This window comes from Bartonella sp. HY406 (genome assembly GCF_025449315.1).
Classification (GTDB): Bacteria; Pseudomonadota; Alphaproteobacteria; order Rhizobiales; family Rhizobiaceae; genus HY038.
Window position 1 is genome coordinate 695,596 of record NZ_CP104893.1, and the last position, 25,871, is coordinate 721,466.

A 25,871-nucleotide genomic window follows, 5' to 3' on the forward strand; every position below is an offset into this window, starting at 1 on the left:
ATTAATGGGAAACAGTTTTTGCTTCCAATTTATAAAATTTTCCGTGGCATTGATTAACTCTTAAGCTGCTTCGCTTATTTTTCTTTGTCAGCATTCTTGTTAGGATCATAGCTTGCCTGCAAAAAATTCTAACAATTTTTAAAAATATACATCTTGCCAAAAAGGGAATTAATAATGAGATTGAATCATAATAAATGAATAATTTCAATATATTTTAAATAATAATTTTATAAGTATTTAATAATAGTTTTATCTACAAATTTAAATTTTTTCTTCATTTTAAATACACCAAAATGAAATAATCCTGAAATACGCCAACAATAGAAAAATCGCATTAATCTTTTTACGAGGGAAAAATGCGAAAAAAATTAATTCTAAAAACATCTTACGCCATTGGTGCATTACTTATTCCAACGCTTTTTAGCACCACCGCTACACTAGCGTCAGAAATTAATAAGGATGCGTATCAGCTTAATCTATTTAATTTTAATGTCGAAAAAAAAAGCTATTCCACAGACAGTGATTTTGGGCGTTGGCTTATAGACTTTAAGCCTGATGCTTTACTGTTTCAAGAAGACACCCAAGAAATGGCCGAGTTATTTGCCCAATATTTAGTGGCGCAAAATAATCAAACAAATAATGTTGTGGGGCAAGGGCGCGGTGATCAAAGATTACGATCATTAATCGGCGGTGTTGCTCGTCTTACACCATTAATTAATTATGAACCTGCTTGGGTCCAAAGTGGCTTTTGGCCTTGGCAAGGATATTGGTCCTTAAATAAAGTACAAGGCGCAGTACCGACAGTGCGCGTAACAATGCGAGGCGACCAAGAAATAGATGTTTTGACCGCTCATTTCAAAGGGGATGATCGTTCAGTTGGTAATAATGCGCAACGTAATATTGCAGCAGATGCACGTGAAATCAATAATATGATTAATGGCATGCCAATTCCAATGGTGTTGACGGGGGATTTTAACGCTGGTGATGTGTCTGCTACAGGCTTACGTCCAAACCAGACTTATCCTTCTGCCGATAATTATCCAATAACAATGAATATTATCAAAAATGGCGCGCAATTATTTCAATCGGAAAGTCAAAGAGAACCTTTTCGATATTTGCAAGATAGTGATGGATCTTACACATGGCCCAATGTTGGAGCTAACTGTACTGCCGCAGCTGGATGTTGGGGCTCTTCCCAGCGTTGGGATCGTGTAAGGATTGATCATTTTGTCATTAATAGGCCTTATGCTAAGTGGTTTTTTGACAATAAAAGCGAGGAGGATCTAGCCGCAGATTTAGCTTTGCGTGAAATAAATCGTGGTGGGGTTTTATCTGATCATAGCCATAGTTCGGCGAAAATGGGTTGGGTTATGCCGGTTTCTAAAGAAATTGAAAGTGGTAATTCTGCCGCCGGCATTAGTCTCACATTTGATATAAATCTCCAAGAACAATCAGCCATAGCCGGTAATAAGGCACCTTGGTATAATGGAGAAAAGAAGGAATTTTATCTATCGCGTACCAATAATCGTAGCGATGTTTATCTTGGCCAAATTTCTGATGAAAATGGTAAGCCAACTTTAACCCAAGCAGATATTACGAATGCATTAAATTTAGGCGATCCAGAAATTCGTCAGCAATTAGCCCTAAAAACCGGCTTGGATTTTGATAATGATGCTAATGCCGTCTTTAAAATCCAACTTGACTGTTCTGACACTGGGCACTTATCATTAAGCGGAGCAAGTGCTTATTGTACGGATGACCATAGTCGCTTCAAAGCAATCGACATTAAAGATGGGCAAACGGTGGTTTATGATGAGGAGGCAGCCCTTGGTGATATTGATGGAGTAATCACCTTAAATGACGGTGGGCTTAGAACCAAGGGCAGTGATGATCTTTGGGCAATAAATAAGCTAGCCATTGATACAATAACGCGTGCAATAACTCTTAATGGTAATGGTTGGATCAACATAACTGATATTGATGATGTTGTTACGGCTAATGGTATCATTTCAGGAGAAGGAAATTTTATAAAACGTGGTAATGGTATCTTAGTTTTAAATGCCGCCAATGTTTATAAAGGAAACACTACTATTGAGGCGGGTATTTTAAGGGCAGGCTCAGCAAATTCCTTTGTGCAAAATCAAGCTTATATTATCAATAATGGTACTTTAGATTTAAATGATTATGACCTTACGGTAAGCTCTTTAGCTGGCCTTGGTGGTAATGTTTCGCTTGGATCAGCGAATTTAACAATTAATCAAGATATTGATACTGAGTTTTATGGCAATATAACCGGTACAGGCGGGCTCAATAAGGCAAGTCAGGGTACTATTATTTTAAATGGTAGCAATTCTTACAAAGGTGATACCAATATTTTTGCTGGCAAAGTGCAATTTGGCAATGGTTCTCATGAAAATATCAGCGATATTGGTGGAAATATCAATGTCAATGCCGCAGCAACCTTAGCAATTTTTTCCCCTAGCACTGTTTATGTTGATAAAACAATATCATTGTTTGAGAATTCAATTTTAGAAATATCAGACAGCCGTATGGGATCATCGAACTTTGGTAATTTGACAGCTCAAAACATTGTAATACAGGATAATGTTACATTTAATTTATCTGGAATAAATGAAAATTCTGCATTTAATCGGGTATTATTTAGCGCCAATGAAGGCATTGATGGCGAGTTTAAAACAATCAATATTGGTGGTTTTAATGGTGAGGTAGATTATTTAAATCTCCATGTCAAAAAATCTAATGATGGCACAAAGTACTATGCCACATATGATTTGAGTTGGTATGCCAATACTTCCTCAACCCATGGTACATTTACCCTTGCCAATAGTGAAAACCATTTTACGCTTGATACCGTTTTGAGCGATGTCATTTCCAATAATGGTAATTGGGATGGTAAAAGCTTAACTAAAATGGGGCAGGGGACACTTATTCTTAATCAGGATAATACTTATAGCGGCCAAACAATCATTAATGCTGGTACATTGCAATTGGGTAATGGTGCTAATAGTGGCTCGGTAATTGGTGAGATTATCAATAATGGCACCTTAGCAATTAATCGCAATGATGAAAATTTGATAGTAAGCCAGGCAATTTCTGGTTCTGGAAATGTGAAACTCATTGGCAATGGCACAACCATATTCTCGGCAACCAATAGCTATGCAGGATCAACAGATATTAATGCCGGCAAGTTAATTTTAGGCGCAAGCAAAGAGTTTGCAAATAGTGCGCAAATTGCAGGTAATGTCAATATCAGCTCTGGCGCGACACTTGCTGGACATGGTCGGGTTCTCGGTCATGTTCAGGTTCTTGATGGTGGTATTATATCACCTGGTAACTCTATCGGCACTTTAACAGTTGGTTCGATTACCTTTGATAAAGGATCAACCTATGGCGTTGAAATGAATGCATCAGGTAATAGCGATCTCATAAAGGTAATGGGACGCGCCACAATTAATGGCGGAAAAATTGAAATTTTAAGCAGTGCTTCCGATTGGGATTTTAATAAAATATACACGTTCATTGATGCAGATGGTGGTATATCAGGTAGTTTTGATACGATTGATGCCGCATCCTTGTTCCTCACTGCAAGGCTTATTTACACTGACCCACAAAAACTACAATTTGGCATTGTTCGTGATAATCAGGCATTTATAAATGTTGGTACAACCCATAACCAAAAAAATACCGGATATGGCATAGCAAAGCTTAATGATCAGCATGATATTTTACAGGCAATGCTTAAATTTACCGATGAACATCAAGCGCGCACCGCTTATGATAATTTATCTGGTGAGATTTATAGCTCTACCCGTTCTGGGCTTATTTTAAACAATCGCTATCTGCGCGATGCATTAAATAAACGTATGCTATCTGAAAGCCGTCTCCCTTCTACAGAACCAATATGGTTCTCCATGTGGGGCCATGGTGGTAAAATAGATGGTAACCATAATGCTGCATCGATAAACAATAAGGGGTGGGGTCTCGCTTTAGGATTTGATGGCGAAGTGAATGATAATCTTTTTGCTGGTATTGCTTTAGGGTATGACCGTGGTGAATTTGATGGTGGAAGAAATTCTAAAAGTGAAGCAGATTCATTCCATGTCAGCGGTTATGGCGCAACTGAATTTAATACGATTAAATTACGAAGTGGCGTTTCTTATAGCTATATTGATGGGGAAGCAAGCCGTAATATCTGGGTTCCTGGTTTAAGAAGTGAAGCCAAAAGCGATATTAATGGTTGGCAAGTTCAATTATTTGCCGATATGTCAAAGGATTTTAAATTATCTGATAACGCAGTTTTATCCCCCTATGCCAATATTGCCCATATTTGGTTAAACCTTGATGATATAAAGGAGCGTAACAGTAACGCGGCACTTCATAGTCATGGTGATAGAGATAATATCACTTTCACAACTTTAGGTATTCGGAGTGAATTACAAATTGCTACGTTACTGCCTGTTGCTCTTTATGGTGATATTGGTTGGCAACATGCTTTTGGTGATATCGATGGCAAGATTATCAATAATTTCCAAAATACGAGCACCAGCTTTGCAATCAAAGGCGTAGGTATAGATGAAGATATGGCCATTATATCAACTGGCTTTAATGTTAGGCTTAATGAAAATAACACTATTTCGCTTGGCTATAATGGGCAATTGGGATCAAAAACAAAGGCCCATGCTGCAACAGCTGAATGGAAGGTAAGATTTTAATTCATATTGTTTAGATGTGAGGTGGTATAATCAAAGCCTCCTCACATCTGTCTCTTCACGTCAAAATGTAAAAACTATATGTAGTCATATGATCTGCATCTTTATTCAGCCGCAGTTGGTTGGCCAGATGTCACATCATCAGGCTGCTCTGGATCACCTGCTGCAGTTTCTAAGCCAAGGTCTGGAAAAACAACAATGCGCTTACCTGAAAAATCGGTACGTACGACCACAAGACCGCGCTCTTCAAAATAGGTAAGCAAACGGCGGGCACGAGAATGGGAATAAGTACCATAAATACGAGCAAGTGTTGCGTCGCCGGGGCAGGGGGCGCCCGTAACAGCGGCTTGTGCAACGGTTAAAAATACGCCTTGCACATCATCGGTCAAGGTTTTGGATAATTCAAGCGCCTGTTGCCAGCCTTCACCTGATGCGGTCTCATCATCAATACTGGCTTGCGCAACAGCTAATTTGCGACGAAACTGTGCAAGATCAAGCGGCTCCCCGGGTACACGGTGGATGCGGCAGCGGACAAGAAAATCTTGATAAAGTACTGCAACCGAGCGGTAGGCTGCATCAGGATCATTAACAATGTCGCGCATGACACTTTCGAATTGCGCTTCTTTTTCTGCCTTACCAATTTCTGGAAAGAGGGGAGCTTCGTCCTCTGGCTCTTCTTGGCGCATCCGTACAACTTCTTCTAATATTTCAGAAGTAGGCTTTGGAGGTGGCACTGGCGCAGGCCGGCGCGGCGCTATGCGAATTTCACTTGGCAAAGGTGTAAAGATTAATTCCTGTGCATCAACAGGTGCATCAGGCAGTGGCATTAATTTAGGACTAGATGAACGAGCCGAGGTTTCCACATCCCCAATTTTAATTGGAAATGGTCGGCGCGATAAAGCAGGGCCAAGGGCAATAAAATGCCCACGCTCAAGATCTCGGAACATTTCGGCTTGCCGGCGCTCCATGCCAAGAAGGTCGGCGGCGCGTGCCATATCAATATCAAGAAAGGTTCGCCCCATCAAAAAATTGGAGGCTTCCGCCGCAACATTTTTTGCAAGTTTTGCAAGGCGCTGCGTTGCAATAACACCAGCAAGGCCGCGTTTACGGCCGCGACACATTAAATTGGTCATCGCGCCAAGTGAAACTTTACGGGCTTCATCAGACACTTCGCCGGCAGCGGCAGGGGCAAAAAGCTGTGCTTCATCCACCACCACCAACATCGGATACCAATAATCGCGTTCGGCATCAAAAAGACCGCCCAAAAAAGCAGCAGCAGCACGCATTTGTTGCTCGGCATCTAATCCTTCAAGGTTTAACACAACCGATACACGGTGTTGGCGAATACGACCAGCAATGCGGGTCAATTCATTTTCCGTGCGCGTGGCTTCTACCACCACATGGCCGAATCGATCGGCAAGAGTTACAAAATCACCTTCAGGATCAATGATACATTGTTGTACCCAATCAGCGCTTTGCTCAAGAAGACGGCGTAAAAGATGTGACTTGCCTGAGCCAGAGTTACCCTGCACCAAAAGGCGGGTTGCCAAAAGCTCTTCAAGATCAAGCGTTGCTGGTGCTGCTTTCCCCAAAGCAACATCCTTGGTCGCTACACCCATATTGATATCAACTTTCATTAAAACTCCAGACCACAGGCCTATTAACGGCTATCTAAGGGCAATCATAATGCGGCCTTAAGATCAATAGGCCGTAGTGGTAAATGATTCTGACAGACACTTAGCATTTTTTTGGCACAAATTGTGAATTTTTCAATAAAAAAACCACAACTCTTGCAAGTGAGGCAAGATTGCTTTATAGCAAGCCATCCGCGTAGACACCCTTGGAGGCAACGCGGAATGCAAGCATTACCCTCTTTTTTGAAAAATCAAATAAATAGGCATGATCTGCTGCATATTTTCAACTGATGTTGAAAATCTCCATAACACTTGAAAGGATACAGCCATGAGTAAGGGCTATACACTCAAGGCCGAGAAGCGCGATCGGGTTGGTAAGGGGTCCTCCCGCGAACTTCGCCGCAACGGTCTTATTCCTGCGGTCATCTATGGTGACAAGCAAGAACCAATTGCAATTTCCGTTCCCTATAAGGAAGTTTTCTACAAGATTCATGGCGGCGGTTTCCGTACAACTGTTGCAACTATTGATCTTGATGGTAAAAAAATTCAAGTATTGCCTAAGGATTATCAACTTAATCCAGTAAGCGATGCTCCTCTTCATGTTGATTTCTTGCGCGTTTCCGCAAAGTCAGTTGTTGAAGTAAACGTTCCTGTGCATTTCATCAATGAAGAAGCTGCCCCTGGTATTAAGCGCGGCGGCGTTCTCAATGTTGTTCGTCACGATGTTGAACTTTTGGCTCCTGCAAATGCAATTCCAGAAGCAATTACGGTTGACCTTACTGGTTATGAAATTGGTGATTCTATCCATATTTCTGCAGTTAAATTGCCTGCAAAAGTTGAAACCGTTATCCAAGATCGCGATTTCACCATTGCAACAATTGTAGCTCCTGCTGCTCTTACATCTGAAGAAGCTGCTGAAGAAGCTGCTGCAAGCGAATAATATTTTAAGGGGAGTTTACTCCCCTTTTTTTCAATCTGACATAAATTAAAGCATTTTAGGCTTAAACATTTTGTTTATGCGTAAAATGCTTTATGTTTTTTATGGCAATTGTTAACTCAATTCTTTAAATCAATATTCAAATATTTGTATTATTATACTGCGAGGCATCATGCTGCTTATTGCTGGTTTAGGTAATCCTGGCGCACAATATGCGCATAATCGTCATAATATCGGCTTTATGGCGGTGGATGACATTCAACAGCGCCACAATTTTTCCTCTTGGAGCAAAAAATTCCATGCCCTTATTAGTGAGGGAAAAATAAATGATCGTAGAATTCTATTGATCAAACCACAAACCTATATGAACCTATCTGGTCAATCAGTTGGTGAAGCAATGCGCTTTTATAAAGTGCCGCTAGAAAACCTTATTGTAATTCATGATGAATTGGATTTACCCGCAGGCAAAGTACGGATTAAAACAGGTGGCGGCTCTGGTGGTCACAACGGCATTAAATCAATAGATGCCCATTGTGGAGCAAACTATCGGCGGTTACGCTTAGGCATTGGCCATCCTGGGCAAAAAGAACTCGTCCATAATCATGTTCTTGGTGATTTTGCCAAGGTGGATAATGACTGGCTAGAACAATTATTGAAGAATATTTCTGATAATATTGGCGAAATCGCTGATAATAAAGATAGCCAATTTATGAATAAAATATCTGGGCAGCAAGATAACAACGCTAAAACAAAAAAGCCTAAAGTTGATAAAGCTAAAACTGATGAAGGCGCAACCGGAAAGCCTAAGCAACAAAGCCACATAAGGCAAGCCCGCGACGATCATCATGTGCAAAAAGCATCTGGACCCATGGCCGATATGCTTAAAAGGCTTTTTGGCAACAAAGAAAAATAGCTGGAAATAAAGCCAAAATTAAAATTAGCATTCACAAAAAGGCGTTTTAGCAATTTGCTAAAACGCCTTTGATTTTTAAAGGTTACACTGTAATTTGCGTACCAATTTCAACAACACGACCGGTCGGAATTTGAAAATATTCTGTTGCATCAGAGGCACCACGAGCAAGCTTGATAAATAATTTTTCTTGCCAACGCGGCATTTCAGGCTTGCTACCTGTTTTGATAGAACGACGCGACACAAAGAATGATGTTGTCATAATATCAAACTTCCAACCAAGCTTACGGCATAAGGCTAAAGCGCGTGGAATATTAGGCTGCTCCATATAACCAAAGGTTAGCTCTACTAGCATGAAACGTTCGTTAAATTGCGAAACCCTTGCGCGATCAACTCGGCTAACTCGCGGCGTTGAAGCAGTCTTAACGGTAAGAATAACATTATTCTCATGCAAGACCTTATAATGCTTCAAGCTATGCATAAGCGCGGTGGGCACGGTTTTGGGATCACCGGTCAAGAAAACTGCAGTACCTGAGACTATAGTTGGCTGGCTTTTTGCAAGACTATCAATAATAACCTCAAGTTCTACTTCATTTTTGCGTGTCTTCTTCATTAAGTTGCGCGTACCACGCACCCAAGTCCACATAACCACACAAACAATGAGCGCAAGACCGATTGACACCCAGCCACCATCATGGATTTTAATAATATTAGCCGAGAAAAACAAAATATCTATTGTCAAGAAACAAGCTGTTAACGCGACACAAGCTGGCAGGCTCCATTTCCAAATACGGGTCATTACAATGAAAAGAAGGGCGGTCGTTACAAGCATGTTCCCGGTAACGGCAATGCCATAGGCGGCTGCCAAATTGGTGGATTTTTGGAAACCGATAACCAATGCGATCACAACAATTGCCAAAATGAAGTTGATCCTTGGCATATAAATTTGGCCAAGGGTTTTTTCAGATGTGTGCAAAATTTCCAAACGTGGCAAAATATTTAATTGTACAGCTTGGCGCGCCATAGAAAAAGCACCAGTAATGACAGCTTGGCTAGCAATAACAGTTGCCATTGTCGCCATTAAAATCATCGGTACTAATGCCCAACTTGGTAACATTTGATAAAATGGATTGGCAGCGGCTTGCCCATGGCTTAAGATAAATGCACCTTGCCCTAAATAATTTAGGATAAGGCATGGGAAAACCACCCAGAGCCAAGCCGCAACAATTGGCTTTCTACCAAAGTGGCCAAGGTCAGCATAAAGGGCTTCCGCACCCGTTACCGCCAAAAATACCGCGCCAACCGCGGCAAAAGATGTTGCCGGATTATTAAAAATATAAGCAACACCATGCCAAGGTAATAAAGCTTGTAAAATAGATAAATCATCAACAATATGAATAAGGCCAAAGAAACCAAGGGCCAAAAACCATACAAGGGTAATAGGGCCAAAAATAACCGCAACCCGCCCCGTACCAAAACGCTGCACGGCAAAAAGTGCCAACAACACCACAACGGTCAACGGCACAATAATCGGCTCGAGATCTGGTGCGACAATTTCCATGCCTTCAATCGCTGAAAGCACCGACACTGCCGGCGTAATTACCGCATCGCCAAAAAACAATGACGCACCTATGATACCAATACCAAGCGCCCAGCCACCATGATGTTTAAAGCCAGTACGAGCCAAGGCCATCAATGATAAAATACCACCTTCGCCATTATTATCAGCTCTTAAAACGAAAATAACATATTTAACCGTGACAATAAGAGCTAATGCCCAAAAAATAAGGGAGATAACCCCAAAAATATCTTCGCTGGCAATTGCCTTGCCTCCGGCGCCGGCATGGAGCGCTTCACGGAAAGCATAAATCGGACTGGTACCGATATCGCCATAAACAACACCAATTGCACCAAGCAGCAAGAGACGGAAACTCTCTTTTGAATGGTCGTTTGTTTCTTCAGTCAAGTCATCAGAAGACACATCTGCCGTTTGCAGATCAGCCATTGCTGGATTCCTTTCAACACCTTATGAGGCATAAACGTCATTAAGGTTTACTTTGAATATAGGGGGAAATAAAATTTCACAGGCTAAGCCCATTTTTAAAAAGCCTCTTCAAGCTCTACTAGACATATTTGCCAAGCTTACTTGCATCGCCTTATCTCTTTTCCGATAGTTCTCAATATCAGGCTATGCCTAAACTACCTTTGTTGATCTTTAAAAATAGCAATCTTTTGCTAAAAAAACTAAACTCTTTTTACTTTAACAATAAATGCGGTATCTAAATTCCGCAACCATTTTTCATTTTCCAATGTCTCGGCATCTATAAACATTTACGCCGAGGCAAATTTGTTTGAATAATAATCACGATACCTCAATTTATTGCTGTGACATAGCGTCAATAAAGCGCTTCACAGTCATATTCATACCATATTCTAGCGCATCTGCAATAAGGGCATGCCCAATTGATGCTTCCGCAATGTAAGGTACGGCTTTTATCAATGGTGGTAAATTAGCAATGGTGAGATCATGGCCAGCATTAATTTCAAGACCATTTTGTTTAGCAGTTTCAGATGCTTGCTGTAAACGTTGCAACTCTATTTTTTGCTGTTTTTCATCGTTAAAAGTTGCACCATATGGGCCTGTGAAAAACTCGACCCGATCTGCCCCTAATTTAGCGGCTATATCGAGTCCTTTGGGTTCAGGATCCGCAAAAAGTGATATACGAATTTTATTCTTTTTGAGTCGCGCAATGATGGGCGCAAGACGATCGGCATTTGCTTCAAAGTCCCAACCGTGATCTGATGTTGATTGCTGCGGCGCATCAGGCACAAGAGTTACTTGGTCTGCATCATTTTCTTCAACTAAACCTAAAAAATGATCAGTTGGGTAGCCTTCAATATTAAATTCACGGCCTTTATAGTCATTATCCAATAATTTACGGATGTCTTTAAGGTCGCTAAATCGCACGTGACGCTCATCGGGACGCGGATGAACCGTAATGCCAACAGCGCCAGCATCTAAAACAATGCGGGCAAAGTGCAAAAGGTCTGGCCAAGGCAAATCCCGCCGATTGCGTAATAGAGCAATGGCATTAAGATTAACCGATAATTTCGTCATACTATAAAACCATATTAAAATTGTACAAAAGTTTTTTGAAAGATTATAGATTTAACCGCAAAAAACAACCAGATAAATATTTATAGCATAGTTTTTAATAGGAAATGCAATCACTTTAATGTGCCCACCTTTAAGATGGGCACTTAAATGAAGATATTAAATCTCTTTTTTAACCTTGGGGCGAATGCCGATAAGGTGGCAAATAGCATAAACAAGATCGGCACGGTTTAGTGTATAAAAATGAAAATCGGTAATACCACGCTCAACAAGGTCAACCACCTGCTCAGCGGCGACTGCGGCTGCAACAAGGCCATGAGTTTTTGGGTCATTTTCCAATCCTTCAAAGCGCTGAGCAAGCCAATCTGGCACATGAGTGCCATTGCGTGAACAAAAATTCCTCACCTGCCAAAAATTATGAATAGGTAAGATGCCGGGTAAAATTGGGATATAAATTCCAGCACGTCTCACTCTTTCAACATAGCTTTCATATAAATTATTGTCAAAAAATGCCTGCGTAATCGCGCGGGTCGCGCCATTATCGATTTTGCGTTTTAATAATTCAATATCGGTTGCAAAATCTGGACTTTCTGGATGTTTTTCTGGATAGGCAGACACCGAAATATCAAAATCTGGATCAATGGCCTTTAAACCACCAACCAAATCAGCGGCATTAAAATATCCGCCTTTGGTTGGCTCATAAGTGCCGCCAATACCATTGGCTGGATCGCCGCGCAAAGCCACAAAGCGTCGAATGCCAAGGGCAGCAAATTCACGCACTACCTGATCTACCTCGTCACGCGTAGCGTCAACACAGGTTAAATGCGCCGCAGTTGTAAGACCCGTTTCGTTAATAATCCGCTCAACAGTGCGCGCCGTACGCTCACGGGTTGAACCACCTGCACCATAGGTTACTGATACAAATTCTGGCTTCAATGGGGCAAGCCGCTCAACTGTTTGCCATAGCATTTCTTCCATTTTTTCGCTTTTGGGTGGAAAAAATTCGAAAGAAACTTTGAGATTCTCGCCAATATTATTACGGCGGGACAACCCATAAGATGCCATAGCCTACTCTCCTACAATGTTAAGGCCTTTGGGCCAGTTGAAATTAAAATAAATTCGCATTAAAAAATAAAGTTGCCTATCATGCGGTTAATGCGGAAACCTTCTCAGCCATCAAAAGTCGCGGATCCTTTGCAAGCCATAATTTAACCGTTAGGCCTTTTTGGCGATCCTTAGGCTCAAACTCTACACTATCAACAAATTCTAATCCTGCTTTGTCGATCCATGTTTTCATTTGCTCATCAGAAAACCCAAGTCTTAAATGCGCATAATCGGTGCGCAAAAATTCCAAATCATGGGCAGCAAAGTCCACAATAATTAACCGACCATTGGGGCGCATAACTCTCGCAGCTTCCCGAATTGCAGCTTGTGGATCATCCAAAAAATGCAAGACTTGATGAATGGTAACAAGATCAAAACTTTCCTTATCAACGGGCAAGGCAGCAATATCGCCTTGGCGTACTTGCGCATTCGTAATGCCCGCCAAATCGAGATTAGAACGCGCAATAGCAAGCATGTCACGATTATTATCAACACCGACACCGCGTAGGTATAAGTCAGCAAATAATTTCAACATTGATCCAGTGCCAGTACCGATATCAAGCATGGATTGAAATGTCTTGCCGCCAACTATTTCTCTCATCGCTGCTTCAACGGCATTATCCGGCACATGAAGCAGGCGCAGCTTATCCCACAGGGCAGCATTTGCAGAAAAATAAGAAGCAGCATAGGAGTTGCGTTCTTCTTTAACCTGATTTAACCGATGCTGATCGCTTTCTAACATATGATCACCATGGTTAAGATGATTGAGAATTGCATGAGTAATTGTCATGCGCATTTGATCATCAGCAAGGCGAAAATAAGCCCATGCGCCCTCTTGATAACGAATGATAAGCCCAGCTTCTTGCAACAGCTTTAAATGTCGTGATACCCGAGGTTGCGATTGACTAAGAATACGTGTCAAATCAGAAACTGTTAAATCACCTTGGCATAAAACCGCCAAAATGCGCAGGCGCGTTGCTTCAGACGCAGCTTTTAGCATTTCAACCATTGCAGCAAGATCAAGATTCGTCATATTTTCATTTCCAATTAAAATGCCACCCTGTATGAATGATAAAATAGATATAAAGATATGTTTATGTCTTGTCTAGCTTTTTAATTCATTAATATTGTGATTTATATAGATTGGATAAACAAAGGACGCATCATTAATGAGCTTAAATTTTTCCTAACAACGCCCTTTTAATATTGCTAAATGAGTTTCAAGCAATTTTTGTGGCGAACAATACCGGCAATATCTACAAGGCTGCTGGGGGCAAGCTCTAATCCCAATAAACGATCCGGATTAACTGGGGCTGGCATAATAACGCGCCCTTGAGGTATTTTTTTAAAGCCAAAGCGACCATAGTAAGGTTCATCACCCACCAATAGAATTGATGGAAAGTCAGCGTATCGCGCAGCATCAATTGCCAAATTCATCAAATACTTGCCAATGCCTGCACTTTTAAGATTTGGAGAAATAACAATCGGCCCTAATAAAAGGCTTAAATTTTGGCCAATATAAATAGGTGTTTGCCGTATTGTACCGACAACTTCATTATCTTTTAATGCCACGAAGGAAAGAGAATAATCATGCCCACCAGATTCGCGAATGAGATGGGCTGCACGCGTAAAACGCGAAGGACCAAAAGCTTCTGCATTCAATTGTTCGATTATATCTTGATGCGCGGCATTTTCCTGCGCATAGGTAAGCTCTGCAAATATCATTGAAAATTCCACTGGTAAATAAAAAACGCGACAAAACCTGCCTTTAAAGGCGAACCACTGTTCTTCGTCGGTTAAGAATCATAAAACCAGTCAATAATTTTTCCAATGCAAATAGAGTGAAAACCCAATAAAGTTATTATTAGCAAAAAAAATTCAAATAGCCATAAAAAAAGCAAGGTATAAAATATTTACAAATATTGAGGTAAAGCTAATATGTTGCAAGTAAGCAACAAGCCCCAATATCTAACGATGATAACGTTAGCTTTCCAAATAATTTGATTTCAATCAATGAACTAAGGGCGTAAAGGGTGCATTGATTAATCATGTTAATTGCACTTTTACGGAGAGAAAAATGAAAAAGTGGATTGGTGCTAGTGTTCTGGCCATAGCAGCTACAGCGGCTTTTTCTACCTCGGCATCTGCTGCCGATGTTGTAAGTCAACAACCAACACAATATGATGCAGCTCCGGTTGTGCAAGAGGCTTTAAGCCCATGGCAGATCCGCGTTCGCGCTTTGGGTGTTGTTCCACAAAACAAAGGTCACGTTAGCCAGATTGACAACTCAGGCCTTGGTTTTTCTAATACAGTAATTCCTGAACTTGACATCACTTATTACTTTACAGATAATTTTGCTGCCGAGCTTATTCTTGGTACAACATTTTCTAAAGTAGATAGCCGTCGTTCATTAAAAGAAGCTGGTGCGGGTCGTCTTGGTAAGACATGGATTTTGCCTCCAACACTTACATTGCAATATCACTTCACCAATTTTGGCAACTTTAAGCCTTATGTTGGTGCTGGTGTAAATTACACCTTCTTCTATAAAGAAAAAGGCTATGCAAATGATGCTGGTATTGGTCTTTCTGACTTCAATGTTAAAAATACTTGGGGCGCAGCCTTGCAAGTTGGTTTCGACTATATGATCGACAAGCATTGGGGCTTCAACATGGATGTCAAAAAACTTTATTTGCGTCCTGATTGGAACGGTCGCTTAAATGCAGCAACAGCTGGCGCACTTGGTCTTGATCCACATATTAGTGGTAAAGCCAAGCTTGACCCATGGTTGATTGGCGCTGGTGTCACCTATCGCTTCTAATTATTGCTTTGCAATATTGCATTATAGCTTGATGAAATGTGGGGGCTAACCATCAAGTTAGTAATGGGAGTGTTTCTTTGAAACACTCCCTTTTGTATTTTTTAGCTTTTTTTTAACTAAAAATAATCCCACAGTTTTGATCATGTGGGCTAATAAACTAAAAACAATGATACAGTACATGAGCTAAACACTAGCGAGTACACTGTTTGTAACGCACTATTTTATAAGCTTTTTTTCCTTAAGATGGTTTAAATATATTTCGCCATCTTCGTCAAAAATATCATCGCCTTCTAACATATAAGCGCGCAGCAAATAATCGGTTGCTTCATCCTTGCGGTTTAAATCATATAGGTTCGTACCTATTGAATAAAGAATATAGGGATTTAAATAGCCCTCCGCTGACTGATAGCCGCGTTCAAAATATGATAGTGCCTCCTTATGATCGCCTTTACTTTGATAAGCGTCACCCAATGCTGCATAAAGCCATAGGCTTGCTTCCCACTTTTGGCGCGGCTCTGGTAATAAACTCAACGCCTGCTGCCACTTTTCAATAGCTGCATCTATTTGCTTGTTATCAAATAACTCTTGCCCTTGCCCTGATAGATTTTCTACTTCTTCATAAATATCATCAGGCAACTCGTCCTCGTCCAATTCATCAACCACTTCTGGAGTTTTTGCGCTTGATGTTAAGCCGTTTTCAATAAGATAGGCTTTTATCGCATTTTTATCCAAAGTCGCTTTTTGCTTTTCATCTTCATAATAAAGCATAAATTTATAGTGATTTAAATCTTCTCCTCTAAAAGCACCTTTGCCGTATATTTCATATGTGCGATGAAATGCTTGGTAGGCTTTTTCATAATCTTCAAGCTTGAGATAGCCTTCACCTGCAGTACTTAAAACATAGAGTTCTGTTTTTTCTGGGGAGTGATACATTTTAAAAGCAATATCAATCCACTTGGCAAATTCTTCAGAGTTACCAATATTGGCATATTTATTAGCCATATTGATTGACATTATTTGCGGATACATCATCCACGTCTCTTTAGGCTCAGGAATAAGATCCCAAGCCTTAAGGCCATATTCTATGCTTAAAGCGATATTTCCACTACGCGCCAATTCCCCAGCTTTACTTAAAAAGTCGGTAACTTGCTGTTCAATTTTGACAGGGAGTTCTTGTATCACAGTCATCATTAACTCCTTTAAAAACAATGCGTTTTTCCATCAATCATATTGTCATTAAATAATCGCCGATTGCAAGTATATTTTATAAAGTGATAAGTTAAACAATATAAAGTTTATTTTTCCGCTTTTCCTTGTAAGGCAAGTAATTTTTCTTTTTTGCTTTGTTCTACCTCAGCACGGACGGCATCAAGGATTTGCTTCCGCTTATGGGCTTGCAATCGCGCTTTTCGTGTGCGACTTTTATAAAACCGTGCAATCGTGTTTTCGGTCATTTCAATATCGTTGACGCAATTGCGCCAAGAAATTGGTACTTCACTGCGGATTGAGCGATCAGGCTTTGAAAAATCGGTGTAATGTCCACCTTCGCCGGAAAATACCCGACAATTATCGGCAACAGCTCGAATAGCATCACTTAGCCATTCTGGTGGCGGTTCTGCTTGTTTGCGCAGTGCGTTGACAAGAGCTTCAGAAAATAACAGCGTCACCGCATAAAGACGAATGGCCGCTTGGTCATAGCGCACCGATAAAGCGGTAACTTGTTTCGATGCAATACGGCCACGCAATGTCCAGCGTGCACTATCGCGCGCTACATCAATAGCGCCAGTTAAGGCAACCAAAGCAATATGGGTGCGTGAACAGCTTTTTAAAGCGCTTACGGCTGCCGCAACATTGCCTTCATCTAGGGCATTGGCGGCTAAAGTATAATTATTGGCAAGCTCTCGAAAAAAGCGTTCAACCGAGGCGCGAAGGGCTTTAATGGGGTCGGGCGTAAAAAGCACTTGGCTAAATAATAGACCAATCCCAGTTCCAACCATCACATCAATGACACGCGTAAAACCTGCGACTTCCGCACCCATTGCGAGCACCATAACCGAAGAAACGCCCGCTTGGATAATAATTGCTGGAACAACTGCATAGGCAGAACCAATAAGCAATCCCAAAAAGGCCACAATAGTGATGCGCAATTCAATTGCCATTGGCGGTAATAAAAGCGTCATTTCACCAACAAAAACGCCAGTTAGAACACCAATCAATACATAAATAGCTTGTTTGCCATGGTTGGTAAGCCCTGGAGCAATACAAATAAGTGCCGACATTGACGCAAAAATAGGATGAGAGTGCCCAAGCCAATGCTGTGAAATATACCAAGATATACCCGCCGCAATTCCAGCAAGCGCAGCGTCTACCCAATTGGCGCGCGCCTGCGACCAAGCCAGCTTTAAACGGCGATTTAAATGTTCAAGTCCAATCATTGTAATGGCCAAACCCACATTAGCATCGGTACTGAAATCAAGAGGATTAAAAATGACAATGGTAGCCCAAGGCGCGGATAATCACTAAATTTATATCCTCCTGGTGCCATAACCAACATATTGCATTGATGACCTATTGGGGTTAAAAAATCACACCCTGCACCAATAGCAACTGCCATTAAAAAAGCCTCCGGCTTATAATGGAGTGACGTTGCAAAGCTTGATGCAATTGGTGCCATTACCATTACCGTTGCTGCATTATTCAAGAAAGGTGTCACCAACATGGCAGCAACCAAAATTAATGCAAGCGCACCAAAAGGTGGTAACGAGGCTGCAGAATAAGAAAGCCAATCACCAATCAATTTGGTGCAGCCCGTGGTTTCCAGCGCTTGGCTGACTGGAATAAGCGCGGCAAGCATTATTAATATTTGCCCATCTAAGCTTTTATAAATATCGCGACCTGGAATAACCCTAAAAACAACCATGGCGGTTGCCGCGGCAAAAAAAGTGATAGCGACTGGCACGAGCTGCAAAGCTGTAACCATAATTGCCAATAGTAAGATAAGCAATGGAATAAGCCCACGGCGCAAGCTCCCTATATTAATATTACGCTTGGCAAGCGGCAAAACTTTTAAATCACGTAAAAGGCCGGGTAATAGGTGTTCTCGTCCTTGCAATACAATAACATCACCAAGGCGAAAAGATATTTCACCAAGGCGGGCACGAATACGCTCGCGCTGGCGACTTACCGCAAGAAGATTGGCATCATAGCGGTCAAATAGTGCAAGGCGCTTGGCGGAAATACCGATAAGCGGCGAGTTATCAGTAATCACCGCCTCAATAACATCGAGTTCCTGTTTTTTATCGCCTTCTGGAATAGGCCGCCCAGTAGACAATGACAGTTTGCCGGTATTAATCAAAATATCAAGGGCTTTGGGACTGCCTTCAACGATGATAATATCACTTTCAGCTAAGATCGTATCGGGAAGTGGTGCAATATTTTTTCCGCCCCTAATGATTTGTAACAACATTAAACTGCCGGTAACGGGACGCAAAACCTCAGAAACGGTTTTACCAATATAGGGTGAGCCCGTAACAATTTCTGCTTCAGAAACATAATCACGAATTTCAATCGCTTCGCTATTTGGAACTTCGCTACGACCACGCACCGGCAAAATCCAATAAAAAAGCACAAGATAAATAAAGCCACCAAGTGCAATGGTCGCGCCAACAGGCGTAAAATCAAACATAGAAAATGACTGGCCAGTCATATTTTCACGAATACGCGAAACAACCACATTGGGCGATGTACCAATTTGCGTCATAAGGCCGCCCATCAAAGCGCCAAAAGACATTGGCATTAAAAATATTGACGGTGATACGTTTGAGCGACGCGCAAATTGGAAAGCTACCGGTAGCATAATTGCCAAAGCGCCAATGTTTTTAACAAAAGCTGAAAGAATGGTAACAACAATGACCAAAAACGCCAATTGCATTCTTACAGATCCGGTATCATGCCAATAACGTTGGATGAGGTTTTCCATAATGCCCGATCGCGCAACACCAGCACTTACCAATAAAGCACTACCGACAATAATAACAATATCGTCACTAAACCCAGAAAAAGCACCATTTTCACCGCTGACAGGTACAATTCCAACCGCTACCGCAATAAGTAATGTGCAAACTGCCACAACATCAAAACGAAATCGGTCGAGAATGAAAAAGAACATCATCAAACCGATAATTGAAAAGGCAAAAATTTGCTGATGCGTCATGAGAGTTTATTCCTTTTGGCGTTAATCGCCATTTTGGGCATTTATAAACTATTCAATGGTATTGAGTAGCTAAGTTTTACAATTAAACGATCATAAAAATATGATTTGCACATATTTTTTTTCGTTAAAAAAACATAAAATACACCATTAAAATAAATATAAACAATAATTTAACAAGATTCGTAATGTCATTGTAAATTAAATTGCATTGGAAAGACAAAAGATGGATTTTTCACATCGTGAAATAATAACCACCATTCTTGAAAAGGGCTTTCTCTGCACGACAAAGGTATAAATAATTGGGTTTTAACTAAAATCCAGTGCCTCACTGCGATTGAAGAGCTTCAACAAAATAATATAGCCATATTGGGTGGTGATACTTATCTTAACGGTCAGATAAATCCCAATGGCGATAGTTGGTCGGTCGATAGCCAAGCTAATGAAGGTGATCAAGAATATTTTGAGCGTAGGATAAATGCGGCGATAAAATTTGTTTCTAACCCAATTTATGCAAAATATAGCTTTCTTCTTGTACCCAAACAATAAATATCAAATAAGTTTTTAACGAAGACATGGCTCAAGCTGTCATTATTTTTTAATTTTTTAATAATATCGGTAAATTTAATATATTTCTCACATTCGGTATTTATCCATGTTTTCATTTAACAAGCCTAATCATATTTTACGTATCGAGGCATTATTTTTCTTAGTCGCAGTGATATTTATCTATTGGAAAATGCAAGGTTCATGGGTGCTTTTCGCTATTTTATTTTTTGTACCCGATATTTCGATTATTGCTTATAAAGTTTCGCGGGGCATCGGCAGTACTATCTATAACCTATTTCATACCACAATTTTTGCGATTATATTCGTTGTCATTGGACTAGTAATAGATAATCAAAATTTATTATCCATCGGCTTAATATGGGCGGCTCATATCGAATTTGATCGTGTCCTTGGCTTTGGTTTGAAATATCCAACAGGCTTTCAAGATACACATTTGGGCAAAATTGGTGGTGTTAAACAATAGGGGATCAATAAGACTGTAGCGGTCCTACTAAAATTTATTCGGCTGCGTTGAATTTTAAATGATCACAGCACAGTTTAACCACATCACCTTTTTTAAAGCCTTGGGGCAAATTATCAATTTTTTGTTTGATAGTTTGCCCCAATGTTTTAACAATAACAAATCCATCTTCATCAGCAAGACTTAAAATTTCACCTATCATTTCCAGCTTGTTATGTACCTTGTTTTGGCGATAATTCTTTAAATCTTGATCCGTGACAATTTTTCCAGCTTTTAATTCCACAATGCGATCAGCCATTGAAATAATATCTTGTTTGTCATGGCTAATCATAATGGTTGTCGTTTCAAATAAATCATGTAAGCGCCGTATTTCACCTTGTAAAAATAGACGCATATGTGGATCAAGCGCCGACAAAGGCTCATCAAGTAATAAGAGTTTTGGTTTGCTGGCTAAGGCACGGATAAGTGCAAGGCGTTGTTGTTGCCCACCTGATAATTGTGACGGATAGACGTGAGCCAAATTTTCCAAGCCCACTAAGGCTAGATAATCTAAGGCAATTTTCTTTTTATGCTTTTCCTTAATGGAGTAATAAAGGTTTTTTTGTACGCTCATATTGGGAAACAACGCATAGTCTTGAAAAACAAAGCCAATATGGCGATTTTGTACCCGCTTATTAATCTGCCGCTGACTTGAAAACCAAATATCATCTTGGGCGTCAATCTGGCCAATCTGCGGTTTATCCAAGCCGGCAATCAGCCGTAAAAGACTGGTTTTTCCTGCTCCTGATGGCCCACATAAAGCAACAAATTGTCGCTCAAAAATGGCAATATCCACATTAAGGTCAAATGCGCCTTCGGCACCCATCAGCGGCTTAACTAGACTAATATCAATAAATTTTTTAAAAGCGTTCATAGGTTTAACTATACAACGATATTTGACGATGTTATAGAGCTAAAATACGAATGAAGGAAATTAATATGCGTAAACTTTTGACCTCTATTATTGCAATGACCACCATCATCGGCTTTGGCAGCGCTGCGCTTGCAGATAATGCCATTATCGCTTCAGCCGGTGGCTTTCGCAAGCCAATAACTGAACTTGCAACTCAGTTTGAGCAGCAAAGCGGCTTAAAATTGGACCAAGTTTATGGACATATGGGGCAGATTATTACGCAAGCATCAGAAAATAAAGATGTTGCATTGGCTTGTGGCGATGAAAGCGTATTAAAAGCCGCCAAGAATGTTGAATTTTCAAAAATGCTACCGCTTGGTGATGGTAAATTAGTTTTGGCTTTCCGCAAGGGGCTTAAAATTGAAGATACTAAGGATATTGTAGCAGCCGACATAACAAAAATTGGCGTTGCAGATCAAAAAAGTGCAATTTATGGCATGGCAGCACGAGAATTTTTACAAAACTCTAAGCTTGATAAGGAAGTAGATGATAAAATTTTGCCTGTTGCTAGTGTTCCGCAGGTTACCAGCTATATTGTGAGCGGTGATGTTGATGCAGGTTTTATCAATGCTACCGATGCATTAGGCGCTGGCGATAAAATTGGAGGCTTTATCGAAGTTGACCAAAAACTTTATACACCAATCAAGATAAGCTGCGCAGTAACCAAAGACCATGCAGAAACAAAAGTAGTTAAAGAGTTCTCGTCGTTTTTAGAAACCCAAGCTGCCCAATCTATTTTAAAACGCTATGGGCTTTAAGATATTGCTACTTAATCTAATCAACGAAATTGCCGATCCAAGCGTCATTCAATCGGCAATTTTAACCTTACGCGTCGTTATAGCTACATTTTTTTGTCACCTTATTTTAGGGGCGCTCCTTGGCTGGGCATTAGCACAAAAAAAGTGGTTTGGGCGCACTCTGCTTGATATCATCATTACGCTGCCGCTTATTTTTCCGCCTATGGCTCTTGGTTTTTTTCTTCTTTTATTGCTAGGGCGCAATGGTTATATCGGCAAATTTTTAAACAATGTATTTTCTATCAATTTGATATTTTCGATTGAGGCCGTGATCTTAGCTTCCGTCATTGCTGGTCTGCCATTGGTCGTAAAACCGGTTGAGGCTGCAATCCGAAATCTACCAAAAAGCCTATGCGAAGCATCCTACACGCTTGGACATAGCCGCTTGGCCACATTTTTCTTCGTAATTTTACCCAATATAAAAGGTGCATTTATCGCAGGCCTCATCCTTGCAACCGCCCGCGCAATGGGCGAGGTTGGCATAACCCTCATGCTTGGCGGTAATATTTTAGGCCGTACCAATACAATATCGTTAGAAATTTATAATGCCGTTTTCAATACAGACTATGATCGCGCCTTGGCATTGTCGCTTCTACTTGCAGTTATTTCCATGCTGATATTTATATTAATGCGCATTTTCACCCGTAATGATTTGCAAAAACATTAAATTTAATATTATGTTTCCCAATATTTTATAAGGCTTTATGGATTGCTACCTTCACATCTTTTGGAGGTGCATAATAAGGCTGTGAGGTTACAAGAATATCTGCTCCTGCCTGCGCAAAACTTTTCGCATTTTGCGTATTTATGCCGCCTGCAGCAGATATTAGGGGAGGATTTTTAAAGCTTAAAAAAGCTGTTTTTAATTGGGTGATATCTTCAAGGCTTACCTTATCCATCTGGATAATATCCGCGCCAGCTTTTGCAAATTCCAACGCTTCTTCAACATTGTTGCTTTCAATAGCAATTTTACGCTCTGGTGCGGCATTGCGTAAATCAGCAATGTATTTTTCAAGGCTAATATTTGGCGACATGAGATTGCGATGTTCTGCAAAAATAAGAGCGAAGTCAGAGAGTCCCAAACGGTGTGGACTTGCGCCGCCACAAATAATAGCTTTTAATGCCGCTTTCTTAACGCCCGGCATATGTTTGCGTGTACATGTCACGTGACAATCAGCATTGCCGGCTTTGGCTTCTTTAACAATATTAGCTGTTGCGCTCGCTATGCCAGATAAAATTTCCATAAAAGTTTGTGCAACCTTATATAATTCGTGAATAGCACCGGCTGGTCCACTAGCCGTTAATATCACATCACCAGCTGCTAACTCATCCCCGCTTTTATAAAACAAAGTTGTTTCAATATTTTTCAAAGAAAACATACGCGCAGCTTCTTCTATGCCGCATAAGGTCATAGCATGTCGTGCTGACATAGTTATTTGTGCTTTGACATTACTTATACCTAAGCCATTGGTGGTAATATCACCATAAGGACAATCATCATTAAGTAAGGATAACAGTGTATCATCAGTTAGGAAAATCATGCTTGTCCTCTAGTGGCCAGTTTTTTTATTGTTAAATTTCTCAATTACTTTTGCTTTTTAAAAAATAGTTATAGAAAAACCTAAAGTGCAGCCAATGCTTATTTTCAGTAATTATGCTAAGTGCTTTATAATTATTTAAAACCTTACCTAGTTTATAACATAGAATTGTTATGCGGCTAGGTAAGATTTCGTTTAGATTAAAACAGCCTGATTGACGCCTCTACTGCTGATACAGACTTGGAGCCCTTCTGAAGCTTGGCTGTGGTCTTTGGTAGGTTGGTATAGGCCGTTTGTAACTTTGTGGTGGTTGATAGTTTACCGGCGGTCTTTGGTAACCCTGTGGTGGTCTTTGAACACCGGGGCGTGGGGGTAGAGGTCTATTAAACCCTGGTGGAGGCCGATGAAATCCAGGAGGTGGCCGATGGAAATTTGCAGGTGGGCGTTGATAGACTGGAGGCGGTGGTGGGCGATGATAATGATGGCGATAATAATTGCGGTGGCGATTGCGATAGTAATAATTATCATAGCCACCAATAATAAATGGCATTGCAACTGCAGGAGCCGGGTTTTGCGCATAAGGTCTCACCGGTTGTCTTGCTTCCCGATAAGCAATATAACGGGCTGAAATCCAGCCACTATAGCCACCCGCATTGATCAAGCACCAATTAGCCCGACATTGATTAATATTAATTGGATAACCAGCCGGTAGCGTTGCTTGTACGCGGTAACGTGTACTTGGCCCATTGCGCAAATTCACATTTCCAGTCGTAATGGCATCAGCAGCAAGTGCAGTGCCAGCACCAAGGCAGAAAATACTTACTAATAATGAACTTAAAAACCTTTTCATGATACACCATCCTAAGCTGCAAAAGCAGCTGATAATGACCTTGATGGCCAAAAAAATTACGCCATTATGATTTGCTATTACAATATTTTATTTCATAACAGCGCGTTGATATTTGTAACAATGCTATCCTATTAGCAGATTTTAGATGAATGGTTAATGAATCGTTAATGATGCTAAAGCCCCCGCGATAAACAGTCAATTAGTAAAAAAAACTAAAAATAGGATGTTCTTTTAATCTAAGACCAAATCTTAAGCGCAGCAAGCCCTAAAACACCAACAATAATGCGCCACCAGCCAAAAAGCATAAAGCCTTTGCGTGATACATAATCAAGGAGATGGCGGACAACAAAAACGCCGGAAATAAAGGCGACAACAAAGCCAATTATAATATATAGCCCGTCATTAAATGTGAGAACGCGATAGCTTTTGAAAAGCTCAAGCGCAAAAGCTCCTGCCATGGTAGGCAAGGCTAAAAAGAATGAAAATTCGGCAGCTGAGCGCTTATTGGCTCCCATTAACAGCGCAGCTACAATTGTCGAGCCAGAACGCGACACGCCCGGTATCATTGCAAGGCACTGGCAAAAGCCAATTGCAAGACACATGCCAAGGGGATATTTTGTTGCGTCATCATAACGGGGCTTAAGGTCCATTTTATCAACAGCCAAAAGAATTACGCCACCAATAATCAGCGAAATACAAACTAATAAAGGCGAGGCTAAAAGATAAGTTTTAATAACGCTATGTAAAGCAAAGCCGATAAAAACAGCTGGTAAAAAGGCTAATAAAACACCAAGGACAAAACGGCGCACGCTAGCATCGCTAGTAAAATTGCGGGCAATAAATGCAAGCTTGCCAAAATAAACGGTTAAAATTGCTAAAATAGCGCCAAGTTGAATGAGAATCTCAAAGGTTTTTTGAGGAGAGTTAAATCCTAAAAAATGGCCAATTAAAATAAGGTGGCCAGTTGAAGAAACGGGAATAAATTCAGTTAATCCTTCAATAAGTCCTAGGAAAAACGAATTAAAAATTTGATAAAGATCCATAGTGAGCCTATTGGTGCAAAGGTAAAATGTTAAATGACGTTGGTTGGTAAAAGCTATATATTGGCTTTATAAGACATTAAAATAAAACAAGGCGTTAAAAAATATTTATTTAGTAACTAATTTATTATAACTGGTTTGACTAGACGTTTTCGCTAAAAGTCATTATGCACAAGCAATGTTTTTTGGGCGATGTATTTTTGGGT

General features: G+C 40.5%; 21 protein-coding genes. 8 read left to right on the forward strand and 13 right to left on the reverse strand.

Features of this window, described 5'->3' with window-relative positions:
- The first annotated feature begins 356 nt into the window (after nucleotides 1–356).
- Complete coding sequence (locus N6B01_RS02830) at nucleotides 357–4,733, forward strand: autotransporter domain-containing protein (protein ID WP_262079821.1); 4,377 nt, start codon at nucleotides 357–359, stop codon at nucleotides 4,731–4,733.
- A gap of 101 nt (nucleotides 4,734–4,834) precedes the next feature.
- On the opposite strand, the gene N6B01_RS02835 is transcribed toward N6B01_RS02830, so the two are convergent.
- Nucleotides 4,835–6,367 (reverse strand): helicase HerA domain-containing protein, encoded by a 1,533-nt coding sequence (locus N6B01_RS02835; protein WP_182418823.1) that lies wholly within the window; start codon nucleotides 6,365–6,367, stop codon nucleotides 4,835–4,837.
- Between the two features lie 325 nt (nucleotides 6,368–6,692).
- Between N6B01_RS02835 and N6B01_RS02840 the strand changes: the two genes are divergently transcribed.
- Both N6B01_RS02840 and pth read left to right on the forward strand, forming a co-directional pair.
- A complete protein-coding gene (locus tag N6B01_RS02840; protein WP_182418824.1) occupies nucleotides 6,693–7,304 on the forward strand; it encodes a 50S ribosomal protein L25/general stress protein Ctc in 612 nt (203 codons plus the stop codon).
- A gap of 169 nt (nucleotides 7,305–7,473) precedes the next feature.
- Entirely contained in the window at nucleotides 7,474–8,214 is a 741-nt protein-coding gene (gene pth, locus N6B01_RS02845) for an aminoacyl-tRNA hydrolase (protein WP_262079822.1), read from the forward strand.
- Nucleotides 8,215–8,296: 82 nt separating this feature from the next.
- Here pth and N6B01_RS02850 read toward each other — a convergent pair whose 3' ends face one another.
- The 5 genes from N6B01_RS02850 to N6B01_RS02870 form a co-directional block, all read right to left on the reverse strand.
- On the reverse strand, nucleotides 8,297–10,216 hold the full coding sequence (locus N6B01_RS02850; RefSeq protein ID WP_262079823.1) for a potassium transporter Kup: 1,920 nt from the start codon (nucleotides 10,214–10,216) through the stop codon (nucleotides 8,297–8,299).
- Between the two features lie 372 nt (nucleotides 10,217–10,588).
- Nucleotides 10,589–11,329 carry a pyridoxine 5'-phosphate synthase gene (locus tag N6B01_RS02855; protein ID WP_262079824.1) on the reverse strand — a complete coding sequence of 247 codons (741 nt, stop codon included), beginning with the start codon at nucleotides 11,327–11,329 and terminating at the stop codon, nucleotides 10,589–10,591.
- A 156-nt stretch (nucleotides 11,330–11,485) separates the two neighbouring features.
- The gene (gene metF / locus N6B01_RS02860; protein ID WP_262079825.1) at nucleotides 11,486–12,391 is read right to left on the reverse strand and encodes a methylenetetrahydrofolate reductase [NAD(P)H]; all 906 of its coding nucleotides are present in this window, start codon (nucleotides 12,389–12,391) and stop codon (nucleotides 11,486–11,488) included.
- 79 nt (nucleotides 12,392–12,470) lie between these two features.
- Complete coding sequence (locus N6B01_RS02865) at nucleotides 12,471–13,463, reverse strand: ArsR/SmtB family transcription factor (RefSeq protein WP_262079826.1); 993 nt, start codon at nucleotides 13,461–13,463, stop codon at nucleotides 12,471–12,473.
- Nucleotides 13,464–13,639: 176 nt separating this feature from the next.
- A complete protein-coding gene (locus N6B01_RS02870) occupies nucleotides 13,640–14,155 on the reverse strand; it encodes a GNAT family N-acetyltransferase (RefSeq protein WP_262079827.1) in 516 nt (171 codons plus the stop codon).
- 352 nt (nucleotides 14,156–14,507) lie between these two features.
- Between N6B01_RS02870 and N6B01_RS02875 the strand changes: the two genes are divergently transcribed.
- Nucleotides 14,508–15,248, forward strand: coding sequence for an OmpW/AlkL family protein (locus N6B01_RS02875; protein ID WP_182418830.1), 741 nt, complete (start codon nucleotides 14,508–14,510; stop codon nucleotides 15,246–15,248).
- 216 nt (nucleotides 15,249–15,464) lie between these two features.
- On the opposite strand, the gene N6B01_RS02880 is transcribed toward N6B01_RS02875, so the two are convergent.
- The 3 genes from N6B01_RS02880 to N6B01_RS02890 all read right to left on the reverse strand — a co-directional run bounded on the left by N6B01_RS02880 (nucleotide 15,465) and on the right by N6B01_RS02890 (nucleotide 19,461).
- On the reverse strand, nucleotides 15,465–16,436 hold the full coding sequence (locus tag N6B01_RS02880; protein WP_262079828.1) for a tetratricopeptide repeat protein: 972 nt from the start codon (nucleotides 16,434–16,436) through the stop codon (nucleotides 15,465–15,467).
- A 107-nt stretch (nucleotides 16,437–16,543) separates the two neighbouring features.
- Nucleotides 16,544–17,683: an FUSC family protein gene (locus N6B01_RS02885; RefSeq protein ID WP_182418832.1), complete on the reverse strand. Its 1,140-nt coding sequence runs from the start codon at nucleotides 17,681–17,683 to the stop codon at nucleotides 16,544–16,546.
- Nucleotides 17,680–19,461, reverse strand: coding sequence for an SLC13 family permease (locus N6B01_RS02890; RefSeq protein WP_182418833.1), 1,782 nt, complete (start codon nucleotides 19,459–19,461; stop codon nucleotides 17,680–17,682). Before N6B01_RS02890 ends, N6B01_RS02885 begins: the two co-directional genes overlap by 4 nt.
- A gap of 366 nt (nucleotides 19,462–19,827) precedes the next feature.
- Here N6B01_RS02890 and N6B01_RS02895 point away from each other — a divergent pair, with 366 nt between their 5' ends.
- Together N6B01_RS02895 and N6B01_RS02900 are read left to right on the forward strand one after the other, a co-directional pair.
- Nucleotides 19,828–20,007, forward strand: coding sequence for an Imm40 family immunity protein (locus N6B01_RS02895; RefSeq protein WP_410007223.1), 180 nt, complete (start codon nucleotides 19,828–19,830; stop codon nucleotides 20,005–20,007).
- A 106-nt stretch (nucleotides 20,008–20,113) separates the two neighbouring features.
- Nucleotides 20,114–20,491 carry a DUF4260 domain-containing protein gene (locus N6B01_RS02900; RefSeq protein ID WP_262079829.1) on the forward strand — a complete coding sequence of 126 codons (378 nt, stop codon included), beginning with the start codon at nucleotides 20,114–20,116 and terminating at the stop codon, nucleotides 20,489–20,491.
- Nucleotides 20,492–20,525: 34 nt separating this feature from the next.
- Here N6B01_RS02900 and N6B01_RS02905 read toward each other — a convergent pair whose 3' ends face one another.
- Complete coding sequence (locus N6B01_RS02905) at nucleotides 20,526–21,401, reverse strand: ABC transporter ATP-binding protein (protein WP_262079830.1); 876 nt, start codon at nucleotides 21,399–21,401, stop codon at nucleotides 20,526–20,528.
- 65 nt (nucleotides 21,402–21,466) lie between these two features.
- Here N6B01_RS02905 and modA point away from each other — a divergent pair, with 65 nt between their 5' ends.
- Entirely contained in the window at nucleotides 21,467–22,198 is a 732-nt protein-coding gene (gene modA / locus N6B01_RS02910) for a molybdate ABC transporter substrate-binding protein (protein ID WP_262079831.1), read from the forward strand.
- Between the two features lie 4 nt (nucleotides 22,199–22,202).
- Nucleotides 22,203–22,904, forward strand: a complete 702-nt coding sequence (gene modB / locus N6B01_RS02915; protein WP_246708123.1) for a molybdate ABC transporter permease subunit — start codon at nucleotides 22,203–22,205, stop codon at nucleotides 22,902–22,904.
- A 25-nt stretch (nucleotides 22,905–22,929) separates the two neighbouring features.
- On the opposite strand, the gene modD is transcribed toward modB, so the two are convergent.
- The 3 genes from modD to N6B01_RS02930 all read right to left on the reverse strand — a co-directional run bounded on the left by modD (nucleotide 22,930) and on the right by N6B01_RS02930 (nucleotide 25,668).
- A complete protein-coding gene (gene modD, locus N6B01_RS02920; protein ID WP_262079832.1) occupies nucleotides 22,930–23,778 on the reverse strand; it encodes a ModD protein in 849 nt (282 codons plus the stop codon).
- Nucleotides 23,779–23,998: 220 nt separating this feature from the next.
- Complete coding sequence (locus N6B01_RS02925) at nucleotides 23,999–24,625, reverse strand: SH3 domain-containing protein (protein ID WP_262079833.1); 627 nt, start codon at nucleotides 24,623–24,625, stop codon at nucleotides 23,999–24,001.
- Between the two features lie 236 nt (nucleotides 24,626–24,861).
- Nucleotides 24,862–25,668 (reverse strand): undecaprenyl-diphosphate phosphatase, encoded by an 807-nt coding sequence (locus N6B01_RS02930; protein WP_262079834.1) that lies wholly within the window; start codon nucleotides 25,666–25,668, stop codon nucleotides 24,862–24,864.
- Nucleotides 25,669–25,871: the final 203 nt, after the last annotated feature.